The sequence below is a fragment of the Mumia spirodelae genome (assembly GCF_050632745.1).
Lineage (GTDB): Bacteria > Actinomycetota > Actinomycetes > Propionibacteriales > Nocardioidaceae > Mumia.
In genome coordinates, this window is the sequence record NZ_JBODSD010000001.1 from 1,178,038 (window position 1) to 1,193,373 (window position 15,336).

18 protein-coding genes are annotated in these 15,336 nt (G+C 71.6%); all 18 read left to right on the plus strand.

The features are described 5' to 3' along the window. The first annotated feature begins 3 nt into the window (after positions 1 to 3). The 18 genes from lysA (at position 4) to ACQSSQ_RS05825 (ending at position 15,272) form a co-directional block, all read left to right on the plus strand. Positions 4 to 1,401, plus strand: coding sequence for a diaminopimelate decarboxylase (lysA, locus tag ACQSSQ_RS05740; protein WP_431326074.1), 1,398 nt, complete (start codon positions 4 to 6; stop codon positions 1,399 to 1,401). Positions 1,402 to 1,468: 67 nt separating this feature from the next. After that, on the plus strand, positions 1,469 to 2,782 hold the full coding sequence (locus ACQSSQ_RS05745; RefSeq protein ID WP_431326075.1) for a homoserine dehydrogenase: 1,314 nt from the start codon (positions 1,469 to 1,471) through the stop codon (positions 2,780 to 2,782). Next, complete coding sequence (gene thrC / locus ACQSSQ_RS05750) at positions 2,779 to 3,858, plus strand: threonine synthase (protein ID WP_431326076.1); 1,080 nt, start codon at positions 2,779 to 2,781, stop codon at positions 3,856 to 3,858. The genes ACQSSQ_RS05745 and thrC overlap by 4 nt, the downstream gene beginning before the upstream one ends. A gap of 16 nt (positions 3,859 to 3,874) precedes the next feature. Beyond that, the gene (gene thrB / locus ACQSSQ_RS05755) at positions 3,875 to 4,798 is read left to right on the plus strand and encodes a homoserine kinase (protein ID WP_431326077.1); all 924 of its coding nucleotides are present in this window, start codon (positions 3,875 to 3,877) and stop codon (positions 4,796 to 4,798) included. A 405-nt stretch (positions 4,799 to 5,203) separates the two neighbouring features. Next, positions 5,204 to 6,988: a transcription termination factor Rho gene (rho, locus tag ACQSSQ_RS05760; RefSeq protein ID WP_431326778.1), complete on the plus strand. Its 1,785-nt coding sequence runs from the start codon at positions 5,204 to 5,206 to the stop codon at positions 6,986 to 6,988. Between the two features lie 84 nt (positions 6,989 to 7,072). Next, positions 7,073 to 7,552 (plus strand): glutathione peroxidase, encoded by a 480-nt coding sequence (locus ACQSSQ_RS05765; RefSeq protein ID WP_431326078.1) that lies wholly within the window; start codon positions 7,073 to 7,075, stop codon positions 7,550 to 7,552. Further along, complete coding sequence (locus ACQSSQ_RS05770) at positions 7,549 to 7,731, plus strand: hypothetical protein (RefSeq protein ID WP_431326079.1); 183 nt, start codon at positions 7,549 to 7,551, stop codon at positions 7,729 to 7,731. The genes ACQSSQ_RS05765 and ACQSSQ_RS05770 overlap by 4 nt, the downstream gene beginning before the upstream one ends. Before the next feature lie 120 nt (positions 7,732 to 7,851). Further along, complete coding sequence (gene rpmE, locus ACQSSQ_RS05775; RefSeq protein WP_431326080.1) at positions 7,852 to 8,058, plus strand: 50S ribosomal protein L31; 207 nt, start codon at positions 7,852 to 7,854, stop codon at positions 8,056 to 8,058. Positions 8,059 to 8,167: 109 nt separating this feature from the next. Then, positions 8,168 to 9,256, plus strand: coding sequence for a peptide chain release factor 1 (prfA, locus tag ACQSSQ_RS05780; protein WP_431326081.1), 1,089 nt, complete (start codon positions 8,168 to 8,170; stop codon positions 9,254 to 9,256). Continuing rightward, entirely contained in the window at positions 9,253 to 10,107 is an 855-nt protein-coding gene (prmC, locus tag ACQSSQ_RS05785; RefSeq protein ID WP_431326082.1) for a peptide chain release factor N(5)-glutamine methyltransferase, read from the plus strand. The genes prfA and prmC overlap by 4 nt, the downstream gene beginning before the upstream one ends. Positions 10,108 to 10,156: 49 nt before the next feature. Further along, the gene (locus tag ACQSSQ_RS05790; RefSeq protein ID WP_431326083.1) at positions 10,157 to 10,795 is read left to right on the plus strand and encodes an L-threonylcarbamoyladenylate synthase; all 639 of its coding nucleotides are present in this window, start codon (positions 10,157 to 10,159) and stop codon (positions 10,793 to 10,795) included. Positions 10,796 to 10,798: 3 nt separating this feature from the next. Further along, positions 10,799 to 11,920, plus strand: a complete 1,122-nt coding sequence (locus tag ACQSSQ_RS05795) for an MraY family glycosyltransferase (protein ID WP_431326084.1) — start codon at positions 10,799 to 10,801, stop codon at positions 11,918 to 11,920. A 130-nt stretch (positions 11,921 to 12,050) separates the two neighbouring features. Further along, positions 12,051 to 12,464, plus strand: a complete 414-nt coding sequence (locus ACQSSQ_RS05800) for a Cg1360 family ATP-synthase-associated protein (RefSeq protein WP_431326085.1) — start codon at positions 12,051 to 12,053, stop codon at positions 12,462 to 12,464. A 27-nt stretch (positions 12,465 to 12,491) separates the two neighbouring features. Then, a complete protein-coding gene (locus ACQSSQ_RS05805; RefSeq protein ID WP_431326086.1) occupies positions 12,492 to 12,695 on the plus strand; it encodes an AtpZ/AtpI family protein in 204 nt (67 codons plus the stop codon). An 88-nt stretch (positions 12,696 to 12,783) separates the two neighbouring features. Further along, a complete protein-coding gene (gene atpB / locus ACQSSQ_RS05810) occupies positions 12,784 to 13,566 on the plus strand; it encodes a F0F1 ATP synthase subunit A (RefSeq protein ID WP_431326087.1) in 783 nt (260 codons plus the stop codon). A gap of 119 nt (positions 13,567 to 13,685) precedes the next feature. After that, positions 13,686 to 13,871, plus strand: coding sequence for an ATP synthase F0 subunit C (gene atpE / locus ACQSSQ_RS05815; RefSeq protein ID WP_179428207.1), 186 nt, complete (start codon positions 13,686 to 13,688; stop codon positions 13,869 to 13,871). 49 nt (positions 13,872 to 13,920) lie between these two features. After that, entirely contained in the window at positions 13,921 to 14,463 is a 543-nt protein-coding gene (locus ACQSSQ_RS05820) for a F0F1 ATP synthase subunit B (RefSeq protein ID WP_431326088.1), read from the plus strand. After that, positions 14,463 to 15,272, plus strand: coding sequence for a F0F1 ATP synthase subunit delta (locus tag ACQSSQ_RS05825; protein WP_431326089.1), 810 nt, complete (start codon positions 14,463 to 14,465; stop codon positions 15,270 to 15,272). The genes ACQSSQ_RS05820 and ACQSSQ_RS05825 overlap by 1 nt, the downstream gene beginning before the upstream one ends. Positions 15,273 to 15,336 lie beyond the last annotated feature (64 nt).

Sequence of the window (15,336 nt, forward strand, 5' to 3'; positions counted from 1 at the left end):
GCGGTGCGCGCGCACGAGGCTGGCGCCCTCCACGGGCAGGCCGGGAGCCGTGGTCCGGCGTGGCTGCGGGAGCCCGACGACATCAACGCGCTGGTCGGCCACCTCTGGTCGGCGCACGTGGAGCGTCGCGAGGACGGTGAGCTCGCCGTCGCCGGCGTGGGGGCGAGCGCCCTCGCGGCGGAGTTCGGGACACCGCTGTACGTCGTGGACGAGGACGACCTGCGGGCACGTGCCCGCGCCTTCCGCGACGCGTTCGCCGGGTGGGACGTCTACTACGCCGCCAAGGCCTTCCTCTGCACCGCCGTCGCGCGGTGGATCACCGAGGAAGGGCTGCGGATGGACGTCTGCACCGGCGGCGAGCTCGCGGTCGCGCTGCGGGCGGGTGTGCCCCCTGCCAACCTCGGCCTGCACGGCAACAACAAGAGCGTCGCCGAGATCCGCCGGGCGCTCGAGGTCGGCGTCGGCAAGATCATCGTCGACTCGCTGCTGGAGGTCGACCGGGTCGCGACGATCGCGGCCGAGCTCGGCGTCACCGCGCGGGTGATGGTCCGGGTGACCGCCGGCGTCGAGGCGCACACCCACGAGTACATCGCGACCGCGCACGAGGACCAGAAGTTCGGTCTCTCGATCACCGAGGGCGACGCGTTCGAGGCGGTTCGCCAGGTGCTGGCGCGCCCGTCGCTGGAGCTCCTCGGCCTGCACTCGCACATCGGCTCGCAGATCTTCGACACCGCAGGCTTCGAGGTGGCGGCGCACCGCGTCGTGACGCTGCACGCGCGGATCGCCGACGAGCTGGGCTACGTCGCGCCGGAGCTGGACCTCGGCGGCGGCTACGGCATCGCGTACACGACCCAGGACGACCCCTCGACGCCGCAGCAGCTCGCCGACGGCATGCGCGAGATCGTCGAGCGGGAGTGCCGCGGGCTCGGCATCGCGGTCCCGCGCTTGTCGGTCGAGCCCGGCCGCGCGATCTCCGGCCCGTCGACGTTCACGCTGTACGAGGTCGGCACGACCAAGGACGTCGCACTCGACGGGGGAGCGACCCGTCGCTACGTCGCGGTCGACGGCGGCATGAGCGACAACGTGCGTACGGCGCTGTACGACGCGGACTACTCGTGCACGCTCGCCTCGCGGGCCTCGGACGCCGACCCGGTGCTGAGCCGGGTCGTCGGCAAGCACTGCGAGTCCGGCGACATCGTGGTCAAGGACGAGTTCCTGCCCTCCGACGTCGGCCCCGGCGACCTCGTCGCGGTGCCCGGCACCGGGGCCTACTGCCGCTCGCTCGCCTCCAACTACAACCACGTCCCCCGCCCCGCGGTCGTCGCGGTCAAGGGCGGCGAGGCGCGGCTGATCGTCCGTCGCGAGACCGAGGACGACCTCCTGCGCCTCGACGTCGGTTGACCTGCGGCGACGGCTCCCAGTTCGGACAGCGACGTCCGACCCCCGCTCCCACGACTAGGCTGGACCGGTGACCTCCCACCCTGACGAACCCCGCACGCTGCGCGTCGCGCTGCTCGGGCACGGAGCCGTCGGCAGCGAGGTGGCCCGGCTGCTCACGCGCGACGCCGACGAGCTCGCGCAGCGGATCGGCGCCCGGCTGGAGCTGGTCGGCGTCGCCGTGCACCGCGTGCGGGCCGACCGTGAGACCTCCTTCGACCCTGCCCTCCTGACGACGGACGCGACCGGCCTGGTCTCGCGCGGCGACGTCGACGTCGTGATCGAGCTGATCGGCGGCATCGAGCCCGCGCGGTCGCTCGTCCTGTCCGCGCTCGAGAACGGCGCGTCGGTGGTCACGGGCAACAAGGCGCTCCTCGCCGAGGACGGCGGGACGCTGTTCGCCGCCGCGGAGGCCGCCGGGCGCGACCTGTCGTACGAGGCCGCCGTCGCCGGCGCGATCCCGATCGTCCGCCCGCTGCGGGAGTCGCTCACCGGCGACCACGTACGCCGTGTGCTGGGCATCGTCAACGGCACCACCAACTTCATCCTCGACGCGATGACCACCACCGGCCAGGGCTTCGACGAGGCGCTGGAGGAGGCCCAGCGCCTCGGGTTCGCCGAGGCCGACCCGACGGCCGACGTCGAGGGGTTCGACGCGGCGGCCAAGGCGGCGATCCTCGCCAGCCTCGCGTTCCACACCCGGGTGACCATCGACGACGTCCACCGCGAGGGCATCACCGACGTCACCGCCGCCGACATCCGCTCGGCCGACGACATGGGCTGCGTGGTCAAGCTCCTCGCGATCTGCGACCAGAGCGAGGACGGTGAGGCGGTCGCCGCCCGCGTCCACCCCGTGATGATCCCCAAGGACCACCCGCTCGCGAGCGTGCGCGGCGCCTACAACGCGGTCTTCGTGGAGAGCGAGTCCGCCGGCCAGCTGATGTTCTACGGTCCCGGCGCCGGCGGCGCGCCGACCGCGAGCGCCGTGCTCGGCGACGTCGTCACGGTCGCCCGCAACCGCCTGCTCGGTGTGACGGGACCGCCCGAGCGCACGCACGCGCGGCGCCGCGTCCTCGGGATCGGCGACGCCCGCACTCGCTACCACATCGCCCTCGACGTCGACGACAAGGCGGGCGTGCTCGCCTCGGTCGCCTTGGCGTTCGCGGAGAACGAGGTCTCGATCTCGGCCGTCCGGCAGGAGGGCCACGGCGACGACGCCCAGCTCGTCGTCATCACCCACACCGCATCCGACGCCGCGCTCTCGCGCACGGTCCGGCAGCTCCGCGACCTGCCGATGGTCCGGGACGTGTCGTCGGTGATGCGGGTCGAAGGAGAAGGACTGTGACCGAGCAGCACGGCGCCCGCCTCTGGCGTGGCGTGATCGACGAGTACCGCGACCGGCTCCCCGTCATCGGCGACACGCCGGCGGTCACGCTGGGGGAGGGCGGCACGCCGCTCGTCCGGTCGGGCTGGCTCTCGGACGTCACGGGTGGCGACGTCCACCTGAAGGTGGAGGGCGCCAACCCGACGGGCTCGTTCAAGGACCGCGGCATGACGGCCGCGATCACGGTGGCGGCCGCCGAGGGGGCGAAGGCCGTCGTGTGCGCCTCGACCGGCAACACCTCGGCGTCGATGGCGGCGTACGCCGTACGCGCCGGCCTGCGGCCGATCGTCCTCGTGCCGCAGGGCAAGATCGCCGCCGGCAAGATGGCCCAGGCGCTGATGTTCGACTCGCTCGTCGTGCAGGTCCGCGGCAACTTCGACGACTGCCTCGCCATCGCCCGCGGGCTCGCCGACTCCTACCCGGTCGCGCTGGTCAACTCCGTGAACCCCGTCCGGCTCCAGGGCCAGAAGACGGGCGCGTTCGAGATCGTCGACGCGCTCGGCGACGCACCCGACCTGCACGTGATGCCGGTCGGCAACGCGGGCAACATCTCCGCCTACTGGCTCGGCTACAGCGAGTACGCCGCGGACGGCGTGTCGACGCGTCGCCCCGAGGTGTGGGGGTTCCAGGCCGAGGGTGCCGCGCCGCTGGTGATCGGCAGCCCCGTGCCCGACCCGGAGACGGTCGCCAGCGCGATCCGGATCGGCAACCCTGCGTCGTGGCACCTCGCCGTCGCCGCCCGCGACGAGTCCGGCGGCCGCATCGCCGCGGTGTCGGACCAGGAGATCCTCGACGCCCAGCGTGAGCTCGCGCGGCGCGACGGCGTCTTCGTCGAGCCGGCCTCCGCGGCCGGGGTCGCCGGTCTGCTCAAGGCGGCCGCCGCCGGCGAGGTCGCCAAGGGTTCGACGATCGCGGTCGTCGTCACCGGCAACGGCCTCAAGGACATCGACACCCCGCTGACCCACCTCGGCGCGATCCCCGAGCATGTCGTCGACGCCGACGTGCGCAAGGCCGCCGAGCTCGCCGGTCTGGCATGAGCACGAGGGTCACGGCATGAGCCCGTTCGTCTCGGGCCCGGTCACCGTCGTCACCCCGGCGTCGTCGGCGAACCTGGGCCCCGGCTACGACGCCCTGGGTCTCGGCCTCGGGCTGTACGACGAGGTGACCGCCGAGGTGATCGGTGACGCCGGTCTCGAGGTGACGGTCGAGGGCGTGGGGGCCGACGACGTGCCCCGCGACGAGTCGCACCTGGTCGTGCGGTCGCTGCGCGCGGTCCTCGACGAGGTCGGCGTCGCCCAGCCGGGTCTGCGGGTGCACTGCGTCAACCGGATCCCGCACGCTCGCGGTCTCGGGTCCAGCTCGGCGGCGATCGTCGGCGGGATCTCGGCGGCGCGGGCGCTGCTGGCCGGTGGGTCCGACACCGTGCAGCCGCTGGGCGCGGCGCCCTTCGACGACGCCCGCGCGCTGGAGCTCGCGACCCGCATCGAGGGGCACCCCGACAACGTCGCGGCCGCCCTCCTCGGCGGGCTCACGATCGCGTGGGCGGACGGGGAGCTGACGCGGGCCGTACGGCTCGACGTGCGGGCCTCCGTGGTCGTGTTCGTCCCGCCCGAGGGCGTCTCCACCGAGGTCGCGCGCGGTCTGCTCCCCGACCAGGTGCCGTACGCCGACGCCGCCCGCAACGCCGGTCGCGCCGCGCTGCTCGTCGCGGCGCTCGACGGTCGCCCGGAGCTGCTCCTCGACGCCACCGAGGACGCGCTGCACCAGGCGTACCGAGCCCCGGCGATGCCGGCGTCGTACGCCCTCGTGCAGCAGCTGCGCGCCGACGGCGTCCCCGCGATCATCTCCGGCGCCGGACCGACCGTGCTCGCCTTCGCCACCGACGCGTACGACGCCGCACCGCTGGTCGGTCGTGCGCCCGAGGGCTGGGCCGTGCTCCCGCTCGACATCGACCCCCGCGGCGCACGCCGCGCGTGACGCGTGCACCCGCCAGGTCACGATTGTGTGACTCGCAGCACCGGTGGGGAACAGATGGTCTGTGGGGGGTGTTACAGTCACATCAGGTGATCCGAGAGGGTCCGATCCGATCGAACCCCCCTCGATCCCGTCTCTTCCCCGCATCCTCCTGACGTCCGTCATGACGTTCAGAAGTTCCAGGACCCGCGTGGGAAACGCAATGCTTGTCCGCCTCCGGTGCACGGGGTCGGACCTGGCGGTCCGCGACATCGTACGGACCGCTGACAACGAGCGGCGCCCGAACGCCGCCTGACGTGGGAAGGACCTCACGTGACCGAAACACCCACCCTGCTCGGCGGCGCCGGCGAGCCCGCGGCCGAGCCCGTGGCGAAGACCCCGCGTCGACGGGGCACCGGCCTCAACGCCATGGTGCTCCCCGAGCTGCAGCAGATCGCCTCCGGTCTGGGCATCAAGGGCGTCGGCAAGATGCGCAAGGGCGCACTCATCGAGGCCATCCAGGCCGCGCAGGGCGGTTCGACGCCGACCGCGCCGGCCCGCACGAGCGCTCCCGAGGCGAGCGCGTCCGAGACGTCCGCGCCGGTCGCGGCCGCCCCGGTCGCCGCGGCTCCGGTCGAGACGGCTCCGCGCACCGACGCCTCGCGCGAGGACCGCGGCCAGCAGGCCCGCGACCAGCGCGGTGGTGACCAGCAGGCCCGCGAGCCGCGTGGTGGCGAGCAGCCCCGCGAGCGCCGCTCCGACAAGGCTCGTGACGACCGCGGTGACAAGCCCCGCGAGGAGCGCGCCGAGAAGAAGAACGACGGCCGCGAGCGCACCGACGCCGGCACCCGTGACGACAAGGCCGACAAGAACGACGGCCGCGACCGCAACGACGCCAACCGCGACCGCGGGGGCGACCGGGGAGCGGACCGCGCCGCCGACCGGGACGGCGAGGGCGGCGGCCGCCGTCGCAACCGCAACCGCAACCGCAACCGCAACCGTGACCGCGACCGTCCCGAGCGCGGCGGCCGCGAGACCGAGCCGAGCGTGACCGAGGACGACGTCCTCATCCCTGCGGCGGGCATCCTCGACGTCCTCGACAACTACGCGTTCGTCCGCACCAGCGGCTACCTGCCGGGAGAGAACGACGTCTACGTCTCCCTCTCGATGGTCCGCAAGTGGGGCCTGCGCAAGGGTGACGCGATCGTCGGCCAGGTGCGCCAGCCCCGCGAGGGCGAGCGCAAGGAGAAGTTCAACCCGCTGGTCAAGATCGAGTCGGTCAACGGCATGACGATCGAGGAGGCCAAGCAGCGGGTCGAGTTCGCCAAGCTGACCCCGCTCTACGCCTCGGAGCGCCTGCGCCTCGAGACCGAGCCGACCCAGCTCTCCGGCCGCATCATCGACATCGTCTCGCCGATCGGCAAGGGTCAGCGCGGCCTCATCGTGTCGCCGCCCAAGGCCGGCAAGACGATGGTGATGCAGCAGATCGCGAACGCGATCACCACCAACAACCCCGAGTGCCACCTGATGGTCGTCCTCGTCGACGAGCGTCCGGAGGAGGTCACCGACTTCCAGCGCACCGTCAAGGGCGAGGTCATCGCCTCGACCTTCGACCGCCCGGCCACCGACCACACCACGGTCGCGGAGCTCGCGATCGAGCGCGCCAAGCGTCTGGTCGAGCTCGGTCACGACGTGGTCGTCCTGCTGGACGGCATCACGCGCCTCGGCCGCGCCTACAACCTGGCCGCCCCGGCGAGCGGCCGCATCCTCAGCGGTGGCGTCGACTCCTCGGCGCTCTACCCGCCGAAGAAGTTCTTCGGCGCCGCCCGCAACATCGAGGACGGCGGCTCCCTGACGATCCTCGCCACCGCGCTGGTCGAGACCGGCTCGCGGATGGACGAGGTGATCTTCGAGGAGTTCAAGGGCACCGGCAACATGGAGCTGCGCCTGCGCCGCGAGTTCGCGGACAAGCGCATCTTCCCGGCGATCGACGTCGAGGCGTCGGGCACCCGCCGCGAGGAGCTCCTGATGAGCCGCGAGGAGCTCTCGATCATCTGGAAGCTCCGTCGCGTCCTGTCGGCGCTCGACGGGCAGCAGGCGCTGGAGCTGATGATCGAGAAGCTCAAGACGACCAAGAGCAACGTCGAGTTCCTCATGCAGATCAACCAGTCGACCCCGTCCACCGGACGTCGCGGCGGCAACGACGACGACTGACGCCCACCCACGGCGTACGCGAGGCGGTCGGGCCCAGGACGGACCCGACCGCCTCGTCGCGTGCGCGCCCCGTACGCTGTGCGCATGACCTCCGCGTACGACTTCCGCGCCGTCGACATCGACGGCAACGAGCGCAGCCTCGACGAGTTCCGTGGCAAGGCCGTCCTCGTCGTCAACACGGCGAGCAAGTGCGGCTTCACCCCGCAGTACGAAGGGCTCGAGGAGCTCTACCGGAAGTACCAGGACGAGGGGCTCGTGGTCCTCGGCTTCCCGTGCGACCAGTTCCGCAACCAGGAGCCGGGCGACGAGGCCGAGATCAAGGAGTTCTGCTCCCTGACCTACGACGTGACGTTCCCGATGTTCTCCAAGATCGACGTCAACGGCGCCGACGCGCACCCGCTCTACAAGTGGCTGCGCGACCAGAAGTCGGGCGTCCTGGGGGACCGGATCAAGTGGAACTTCACGAAGTTCCTGCTCGACTCCGAGGGCAACGTGGTCGACCGCTACGCGCCGACCACCAAGCCGGAGGACCTCGTCGACGACATCGAGAAGCTCCTGCGGTGAACCCGCTGGTGGTCGTGGCGGTGCTGCTCAACGCACTCGCCGCGGCCTCGGTGCTGTTCGCGCTCACCGAGGCCAACAAGGGGGCCCCGATCTCGGAGACGGCGGTCTACCTCACCGTCACCGTCGGGCTGCTGGCCGTCTCGCTCCTCCTCCTGACGGGCTCGATGATCGTCGCCTGACCCGGGAATGCCACCCCCGCGATTCGTGTTTCACCCAACGACGGTGGCACAATGCCTGAGGCTCTGGTTCACGGCCCGACCAGCGGGTCGACCCAGCGGCTGACCGAGAGGAAGACACCCATGAAGCACGACATCCACCCCACCTACGTGGCGACCGAGGTCTCCTGCACGTGCGGCAACACGTTCACCACGCGCAGCACCGCGGCCGACGGCGTCATCCGCGTCGAGACCTGCTCCGCGTGCCACCCGTTCTACACGGGCAAGCAGCGCATCCTGGACACGGGCGGCCGCGTCGCCCGCTTCGAGAAGCGCTACGGCAAGAAGTAACGACCTCGCGGCGCCGGCCCACGCACCTCGCGTGTGCCGGCGCCGTTGTCGTGCCGGGCCCGCGTGCCTGGGCGACCGAGCGTGACCGTCGGAAGGGGAGGAGGAGTCGATGAGCAACCGGTTCGATGCCGTGGAGTCGCTCGTGCGCGAGCACGCCGACCTCGAGACGCAGATGGCCGATCCCGCGGTCCACTCCGACCCGACCCGCGCGAAGCGGCTCGGCCAGCGCTACGCCGAGCTGACCGGCATCGTGCGCACCTACCGCGAGTGGCAGCAGACCGGGGACGACCTCGAGGCGGCGCGCGAGCTCGCCGACGAGGACCCCGGCTTCGCCGCGGAGGTCGAGGCCCTGACCACCCGCGAGCACGACCTCGCCGAGCGCCTCGAGCGCCTGCTCGTCCCGCGCGACCCGGCCGACTCCAAGGACGCGATCCTCGAGATCAAGGCCGGCGAGGGCGGCGAGGAGTCGGCGCTGTTCGCCGGCGACCTGCTCCGGATGTACCTGCGCTGGGCCGAGTCCCAGGGCTGGAAGACCGAGCTCATCGACGAGAACGCCTCGGACCTCGGCGGCTACAAGTCGGTGACGGTCGGCGTGAAGGCCAAGGGCACCCCGGACCCGGGCGACGCCCCGTACGCGAAGCTGAAGTTCGAGGGCGGCGTCCACCGCGTCCAGCGGGTGCCCGTGACCGAGTCGCAGGGCCGCGTCCACACCTCGGCGGCGGGCGTCCTGGTCCTCCCCGAGGCCGAGTCCGTCGACGTCGAGATCAACGACAACGACCTCCGCATCGACGTCTTCCGCTCGTCCGGGCCGGGCGGCCAGAGCGTCAACACGACCGACTCCGCCGTCCGGATCACCCACCTGCCCACGGGCATCGTGGCGAGCTGCCAGAACGAGAAGAGCCAGCTCCAGAACAAGGAGTCGGCGATGCGCATCCTCCGGTCACGGCTGCTGCAGGCCGCGCAGGACGCGGCCGACGCCGAGGCGTCGGACGCCCGGCGCTCGCAGGTGCGCACGGTCGACCGCTCGGAGCGGATCCGCACCTACAACTTCCCGGAGAACCGGATCTCGGACCACCGCGTCGGCTTCAAGGCCTACAACCTCGACCAGGTGATGGACGGCGCCCTCGACGACGTCGTCGGCGCGTGCGTCGAGGCGGACCTCGCCGCCCGTCTCGCCGCGGTCGAGGGCTCGGCGTGACCGACGCCCGTACGGCGCTGGCCGAGGCCACGCGCCGGCTCGCCGAGGCGGGGGTGGCCTCCCCGCGCAACGACGCCGAGCTGCTGCTGGCCCACGTGCTCGGCACCGGCCGGACGGGTCTGCTGCTCGTGGCCGCGCTCGACGGCGCCCAGGCGGCGGCGTACGAGGATCTGGTCGTCCGCCGCGCGACGCGCGAGCCGCTCCAGCACCTGACGGCCTCGGCGGCGTTCCGCTACCGCGACCTGGTCGTCGGCCCCGGCGTCTTCGTGCCCCGGCCGGAGACCGAGTCGCTGGTCGAGTGGGGGCTGTCGGTGATCGACGCGCTCGAGGTGCCGCACCCCGTCGTCGTCGACCTCGGCACGGGGTCGGGCGCGATCGCCGGGGCGGTCGCCTCGGAGCGGCCGCACGCCCGGGTGCACGCGGTGGAGCTGAGCGAGGCGGCGTACGCGTACGCCGAGCGCAACCTGGCGGGCCTCGACGTCGACCTGCGGCACGGGGACCTCGCCGACGCGTTCGGCGACCTCGACGGGTCCGTCGACCTGGTGCTCGCCAACCCGCCCTACATCCCGCTCGCGGCCTGGGAGTCCGTCGCGGTGGAGGCGAGGGACCACGATCCCGCGCTCGCGCTGTGGTCGGGCGAGGACGGCCTCGACGCCATGCGCGACGTGGCCGCGACCTCCGCCCGGCTCCTGCGGTCCGGCGGCTGGGTCGGCGCAGAGCACGCCGACGTGCAGGGGGAGTCGGCGCCGGCGGTGTTCGTCGCCCACGGCGCGTTCGAGGAGGTGCGCGACCGTACGGACCTGGCCGGTCGGCCCCGCTACACGACCGCGAGGCGGGCGCAACGTCGGTAGAGCGGCGGGGGTCGCTCGGCGCCTGTGCGGGGACTGGCACCATGGCCCTGTGAGTGAACGGTTCTCCTGCCTCGACGACGACGAGCGTGAAGCCGGTCTCGAGGCCGCCTGGTCGGCTGTACGGGACAAGGCCCTCGTCGTGATGCCGACCGACACCGTCTACGGCATCGCCGCGGACGCCTTCGAGGCCGACGCCGTCGCGGCGCTGCTGGCCGCGAAGGGCCGTGGCAGGCACATGCCGCCGCCGGTGCTGGTCGCCTCGACGACCACGCTCGACGCGCTGGCGTCGCGGATCGAGCCGTACGTCCACACGCTGACCGAGGCGTTCTGGCCCGGCCCCCTCACGGTCATCTGCCGCCAGCAGGAGTCGCTCGTGTGGGACCTGGGCGAGACGCGCGGGACGGTCGCCATCCGGATGCCCGACGACGAGAACGCCCTCGCGCTGCTGCGTCGTACCGGCCCGCTGGCCGTCTCGAGCGCCAACCTGACCGGCCACCCCGCCGCCACCACGATCGAGCAGGCGGAGGACCAGCTCGGGAGCAGCGTCGCCGTCTACCTCGACGGCGGTCCGGCGGGCAGCGGCGTCCCCTCGACGATCGTCGACTGCACCGGCGAGACCCCCCGGATCGTGCGCGTCGGCGCGGTCACGGCCGAGCAGATCGCCGAGCTCGGGGTCGAGGTCGGCTGATCCGTGCGCGAGTACCTCGTCGTCTTCCTCGTCGCCGTCGCGGTGACCTACGTCCTCGCCGTGCTCGCGCGGGAAGGGGCGATGAAGGTCGGGGCGTACGCGCGGGTCCGTGACCGCGACGTGCACGCGATCCCCATCCCGTACTTCGGCGGCGTCGCGATGCTCTTCGGCCTGCTGTCGGCCTACCTGGTCGCGTCGCGGATGCCGTTCCTGTCGCGGTCGGAGGACGCCGTCCTCGCCGACGCGGGAGCGGTGATGGTGGGGGCCATCGTCATCACGATCGTGGGTGTCATCGACGACGTGTACGAGCTGGACGCGCTGACGAAGTTCGCCGGGCAGGTCCTGGCGGCGGTGATCACCGTCTCGATGGGCGTCCAGCTGGTGTACCTGCCGCTCCCGGGCAACACCTGGGCGATCGACCCGCTGCAGTCGATCCTCTTCTCGGTCCTCACCATCGTCACCTGCGTCAACGCGGTGAACTTCGTCGACGGGCTCGACGGGCTGGCCGCCGGCGTCGTCGGGATCGGCGCCGTCGCCTTCTTCATCTTCGCGTTCGTGCTGGTCGCCGAGAACCGGCAGACCAACGCCATCGCGTCGGCGATGCTGTGCGCGGCCCTCGCCGGCGCCTGCGCGGGGATCCTCCCGCACAACTTCAACCCGGCGCGGATGTTCATCGGGGACGCGGGGGCGATGCTGATCGGCTTCGTCCTCGCGTGCTCGGCGATCTCGCTGTCGGGCCGGTTCTCCGCGGCGGAGGCGATCCAGGGTCTCGGTGGCGCGCAGGCATCGCTGTTCCCGGCCCTGCTGCCCCTGCTGCTGCCCTTCGCCGTGCTGCTGGTGCCGTTCGTCGACATGGTCCTGGCCGTCGTACGCCGTACGCGGGCCGGGCGCTCGCCGTTCTCCCCGGACAAGCTGCACCTGCACCACCGGCTGCTCGAGATCGGGCACAGCCACCGCCGCGCCGTCCTCGTGATGTACATGATCGCCGGGGTCGTCGCCTTCGGGGCGGTCGCGCTCGGGCTCATCGGAGGGTGGCGGGCCGTCGCCGGCGTGCTCGTGATGGTCGTCGTGACGGCGCTCGCGGTGTTCTGGCTGCCTCGGATCGGACGTCCGCACCAGGCGTGAGATCCTGACGGAGGCCCCGGGTTTGGGGCGTACAAAGACCTTGTGCTAGTTTTCACAAACACCCACTGAGCACGTTTGGACGGCCGCCCCCATGACGACCACCCAGCGATCCGATCGCCACACCGCACGCGTGACGCGCGTGCTCGGTGGCGTCGCGCTCGCTTCCGGGGTCGCATGCGTCGCGGTGGCCGCCGTCGTGGCGGGCGGGCCCGGTGCGCTCGGCGCGCTGATCGGCGCCGTCGTCGTCCTCGCGTTCTTCGGGGCCACGTTCGCGGTCCTGCGCCCGTTGACCCGCCCCGCGACCGGCGGCACGATGCTCGCCGCGCTGATGCTCTACGGCACCAAGATCCTTCTCCTCGTGGCTGCCGCGGTCGCGCTCTCGCGGTCCGGCCTGCTGGGCGACCCGATCGACGCGCAGGCCCTCGGCGTGACCGTGATCGTCTGCACGCTGGTGGTCACCGGCCTCGAGGTCGTCGCCGCCACGTCGAGCCGCACCCCGGTGTACGACCTAGGGACTGCGCCCGACCTGGGGGAGGAGCGATGATGCCGACGTGCTACCTTTCGGGAGGCAATGAGCGACTCTCCACCACCTCCCTCCTCGCACGACCCTTGGGTCGCTGTCGGGCGGATCGGCGGTGGGGTCCTGGTCTACGGAGCCCTCGGCTACCTGCTGGACCTGTGGTGGGGGACCTCGTTCATGGTGGTGATCGGCATCGTCCTCGGGGCGGGGCTCGGGATCTACACCGTGTTCGCAGCGCTCCAGGGCAAGTCCTGACCTCCGGGTCGCTCTCCGCCGCGCTACCCGACGTACCCGTTACGCCCGTGGACACACGGTGCGCCCGCGCCCAAGATGAGGTGATCGAGTGACCACCCCAGGACGGACCGTCCTCGCCGAGTTCCACCCGCCCGGTCCTGCAGACTTCGACCTTCCGGCGATCGTCGGCGACGTCACGAAGCCGATGGTTCTGTACGTCCTGTCGGCCGTGCTCATCTTCGGTGTGTTCTACGCGGCCTCGCGCCGCGCCGCCGTGGTCCCGGGCAAGCTGCAGTTCGCCGGCGAGTACGCCTACAACTTCGTGCGCAACAGCATCGCGCGCGACTCGATCGGGTCGCACGACTTCATGAAGTTCGTGCCGTACCTGACGGCGCTGTTCTTCCTGATCCTGGTCAACAACTACTACGGCCTCATCCCGTTGCTGCAGTTCCCGACGTTCTCGCACTCGGGCTACGCGTACGGTCTGGCCGCCCTGACCTGGATCCTCTACAACGGCGTCGGCATCGCCAAGCACGGGTTCGGCGGCTACTTCAAGCTGCAGTCGGTCCCCGGCGGCGTCTCCGGCCCGATCCTGCTGCTGATCGTGCCGCTGGAGTTCATGTCGAACATCCTGGTCCGCCCGGTCACGCTGGCACTGCGACTCTTCGCCAACATGTTCGCCGGCCACCTGCTGCTCATCCTGTTCACCCTGGGCGGCAGCTACCTGGTCTTCGACTCCGGCAACATCTTGTACGCCCCGGTGGGCGTCATCGCCTGGCTCCTGGCCATCGCGGTGAGCTTCCTCGAGGCGCTGGTGATGTTCCTGCAGGCCTACGTCTTCACCCTGCTGACGGCTCAGTACATCGGCGGCGCGCTCGCCGACGAGCACTGACCGGCGCGGACCCTGACCGACAACTTCATATCGAACCCGTAGCGAACCCCCGAAGGTTCACCACAGCGACGCAACTCAGCGTCACGACGAAAGGAACAGCCGTGGAAGGCTCCCTCAACATGATCGGTTACGGCCTCGCCGCAATCGGTCCCGGTGTCGGCATCGGTCTGATCTTCGCCGCGTACATCAACGGTGTCGCCCGTCAGCCCGAGGCTCAGTCGCGCCTGCAGACGATCGCGATCCTCGGATTCGCGCTCGCCGAGGCCCTGGCGATCATCGGCATCGCGCTCGCGTTCGTCCTCTGACGAACGCCGACGCGTTCCACCGACCATCCTTCGATGACGAGGTCAGCCCATGAGTAGCACCATCCTGGCGGCAGAGGAGCTCAACCCGCTCGTCCCGCACGTCGACGAGATCGTTCTCGGCGTCGTCGTCTTCCTCATCCTGGTCTTCCTGATCAGGAAGTTCGTCGTGCCCAACTTCGAGAAGGCGTACGCGGAGCGTACGGCGGCCATCGAGGGCGGCATGAAGGAGGCCGCGCAGGCGCAGGAGGAGGCCAAGGCAGCGCTGGAGCAGTACAACGCCCAGCTCGCCGAGGCACGCCACGAGGCCGCGCGCATCCGTGAGGAGGCGCGCGAGCAGGGCGCCCAGATCATCGCCGAGATGCGGACCCAGGCGCAGGACGAGGCCCAGCGCATCGTCACTGCGGCACACCAGCAGATCGAGGCCGAGCGCACGCAGGCGGTGCAGTCCCTGCGCCGCGAGGTGGGCCAGCTCTCGACCGAGCTGGCGTCGCGGATCGTCGGTGAGTCGCTCGAGGACGAGGCGCGCCAGCGTCGTACGGTCGAGCGCTTCGTCGCCGACCTCGATGGCTCGTCGAACGGATCGGCGAACTGATGCGCGGCGTCTCGGCCACCTCCCTCGCCCAGGTCCTCGAGACCGTGGGCGGGTCGACCGCGGACGGCTCGCAGGGCGTCACGGTCGGCACCGAGGTGTTCGCCGTCGTGGCAGCGCTCGACGCCAACCCGGTCCTGCGCCGGGTGCTCTCCGACCCCGCCACGGAGTCGGACGCCAAGGCCGGTCTGGTCCGGACGCTGTTCGGCGACAAGATCGGTGCGGAGGCGCTCGACGTGGTCACCGCCGCCGCCCGCGGACGCTGGAGCGCCGCCCGCGACCTCGCGGACGCGCTCGAGCAGGCAGGTGTCCAGGCGGTGCTGAGCGCCGCCGAGCGGGACAGCTCGCTCGACAAGGTCGCGGACACCCTGTTCGCGTTCTCCCGTGTCGTCATCGAGGACACCGAGCTGCGGCAGACGCTCAACGACCGGTCGGCGTCGGCCGAAGGCCGTCAGGCGCTGGTCACCCGGCTCCTCGGCGGACAGGTCGACGAGGCGTCGCTGGCCCTGGCCCGCCAGGCCGTCGCGACCCGCGAGCACGGCTACGAGGCGTCGCTGGTCGCCTTCGCCCAGGACGCCATCGCCCGCGAGGGCCGGCTCCAGGCGCGGGTCACCTCGGCGTACGACCTGGACGCCGACGAGAAGCAGCGTTTGGCCGGAGCCTTGGCCCGCAAGTACGGTCGAGAGGTGCACGTGGACGTCACCGTCGACCCGGCCGTGATCGGCGGGCTGTCCGTCGAGATCGCCGGTGAACGGATCGACTCCACGATCCAGACCCGGCTCGCGGACGCGCGACGGGCGCTCGTCGGCTGACGATGGCCCTCACAACCCCCTCCCGAAGACTTCCCCAGCACGATCGAGAAGAAGGCAGGCACTG

Excerpts from the sequence above, each read along its gene's own strand:
- thrB (WP_431326077.1), top strand. The coding sequence starts at position 3,875 with ATGAGCCCGTTCGTCTCGGGCCCGGTCACCGTCGTCACCCCGGCGTCG.
- rho (WP_431326778.1), top strand. The coding sequence starts at position 5,204 with ATGGTGCTCCCCGAGCTGCAGCAGATCGCCTCCGGTCTGGGCATCAAG.
- ACQSSQ_RS05765 (WP_431326078.1), top strand. The coding sequence starts at position 7,073 with ATGACCTCCGCGTACGACTTCCGCGCCGTCGACATCGACGGCAACGAG.
- rpmE (WP_431326080.1), top strand. The coding sequence starts at position 7,852 with ATGAAGCACGACATCCACCCCACCTACGTGGCGACCGAGGTCTCCTGC.
- prfA (WP_431326081.1), top strand. The coding sequence starts at position 8,168 with ATGAGCAACCGGTTCGATGCCGTGGAGTCGCTCGTGCGCGAGCACGCC.
- ACQSSQ_RS05805 (WP_431326086.1), top strand. The coding sequence starts at position 12,492 with ATGAGCGACTCTCCACCACCTCCCTCCTCGCACGACCCTTGGGTCGCT.
- atpE (WP_179428207.1), top strand. The coding sequence starts at position 13,686 with ATGATCGGTTACGGCCTCGCCGCAATCGGTCCCGGTGTCGGCATCGGT.
- ACQSSQ_RS05820 (WP_431326088.1), top strand. The coding sequence starts at position 13,921 with ATGAGTAGCACCATCCTGGCGGCAGAGGAGCTCAACCCGCTCGTCCCG.
- ACQSSQ_RS05825 (WP_431326089.1), top strand. The coding sequence starts at position 14,463 with ATGCGCGGCGTCTCGGCCACCTCCCTCGCCCAGGTCCTCGAGACCGTG.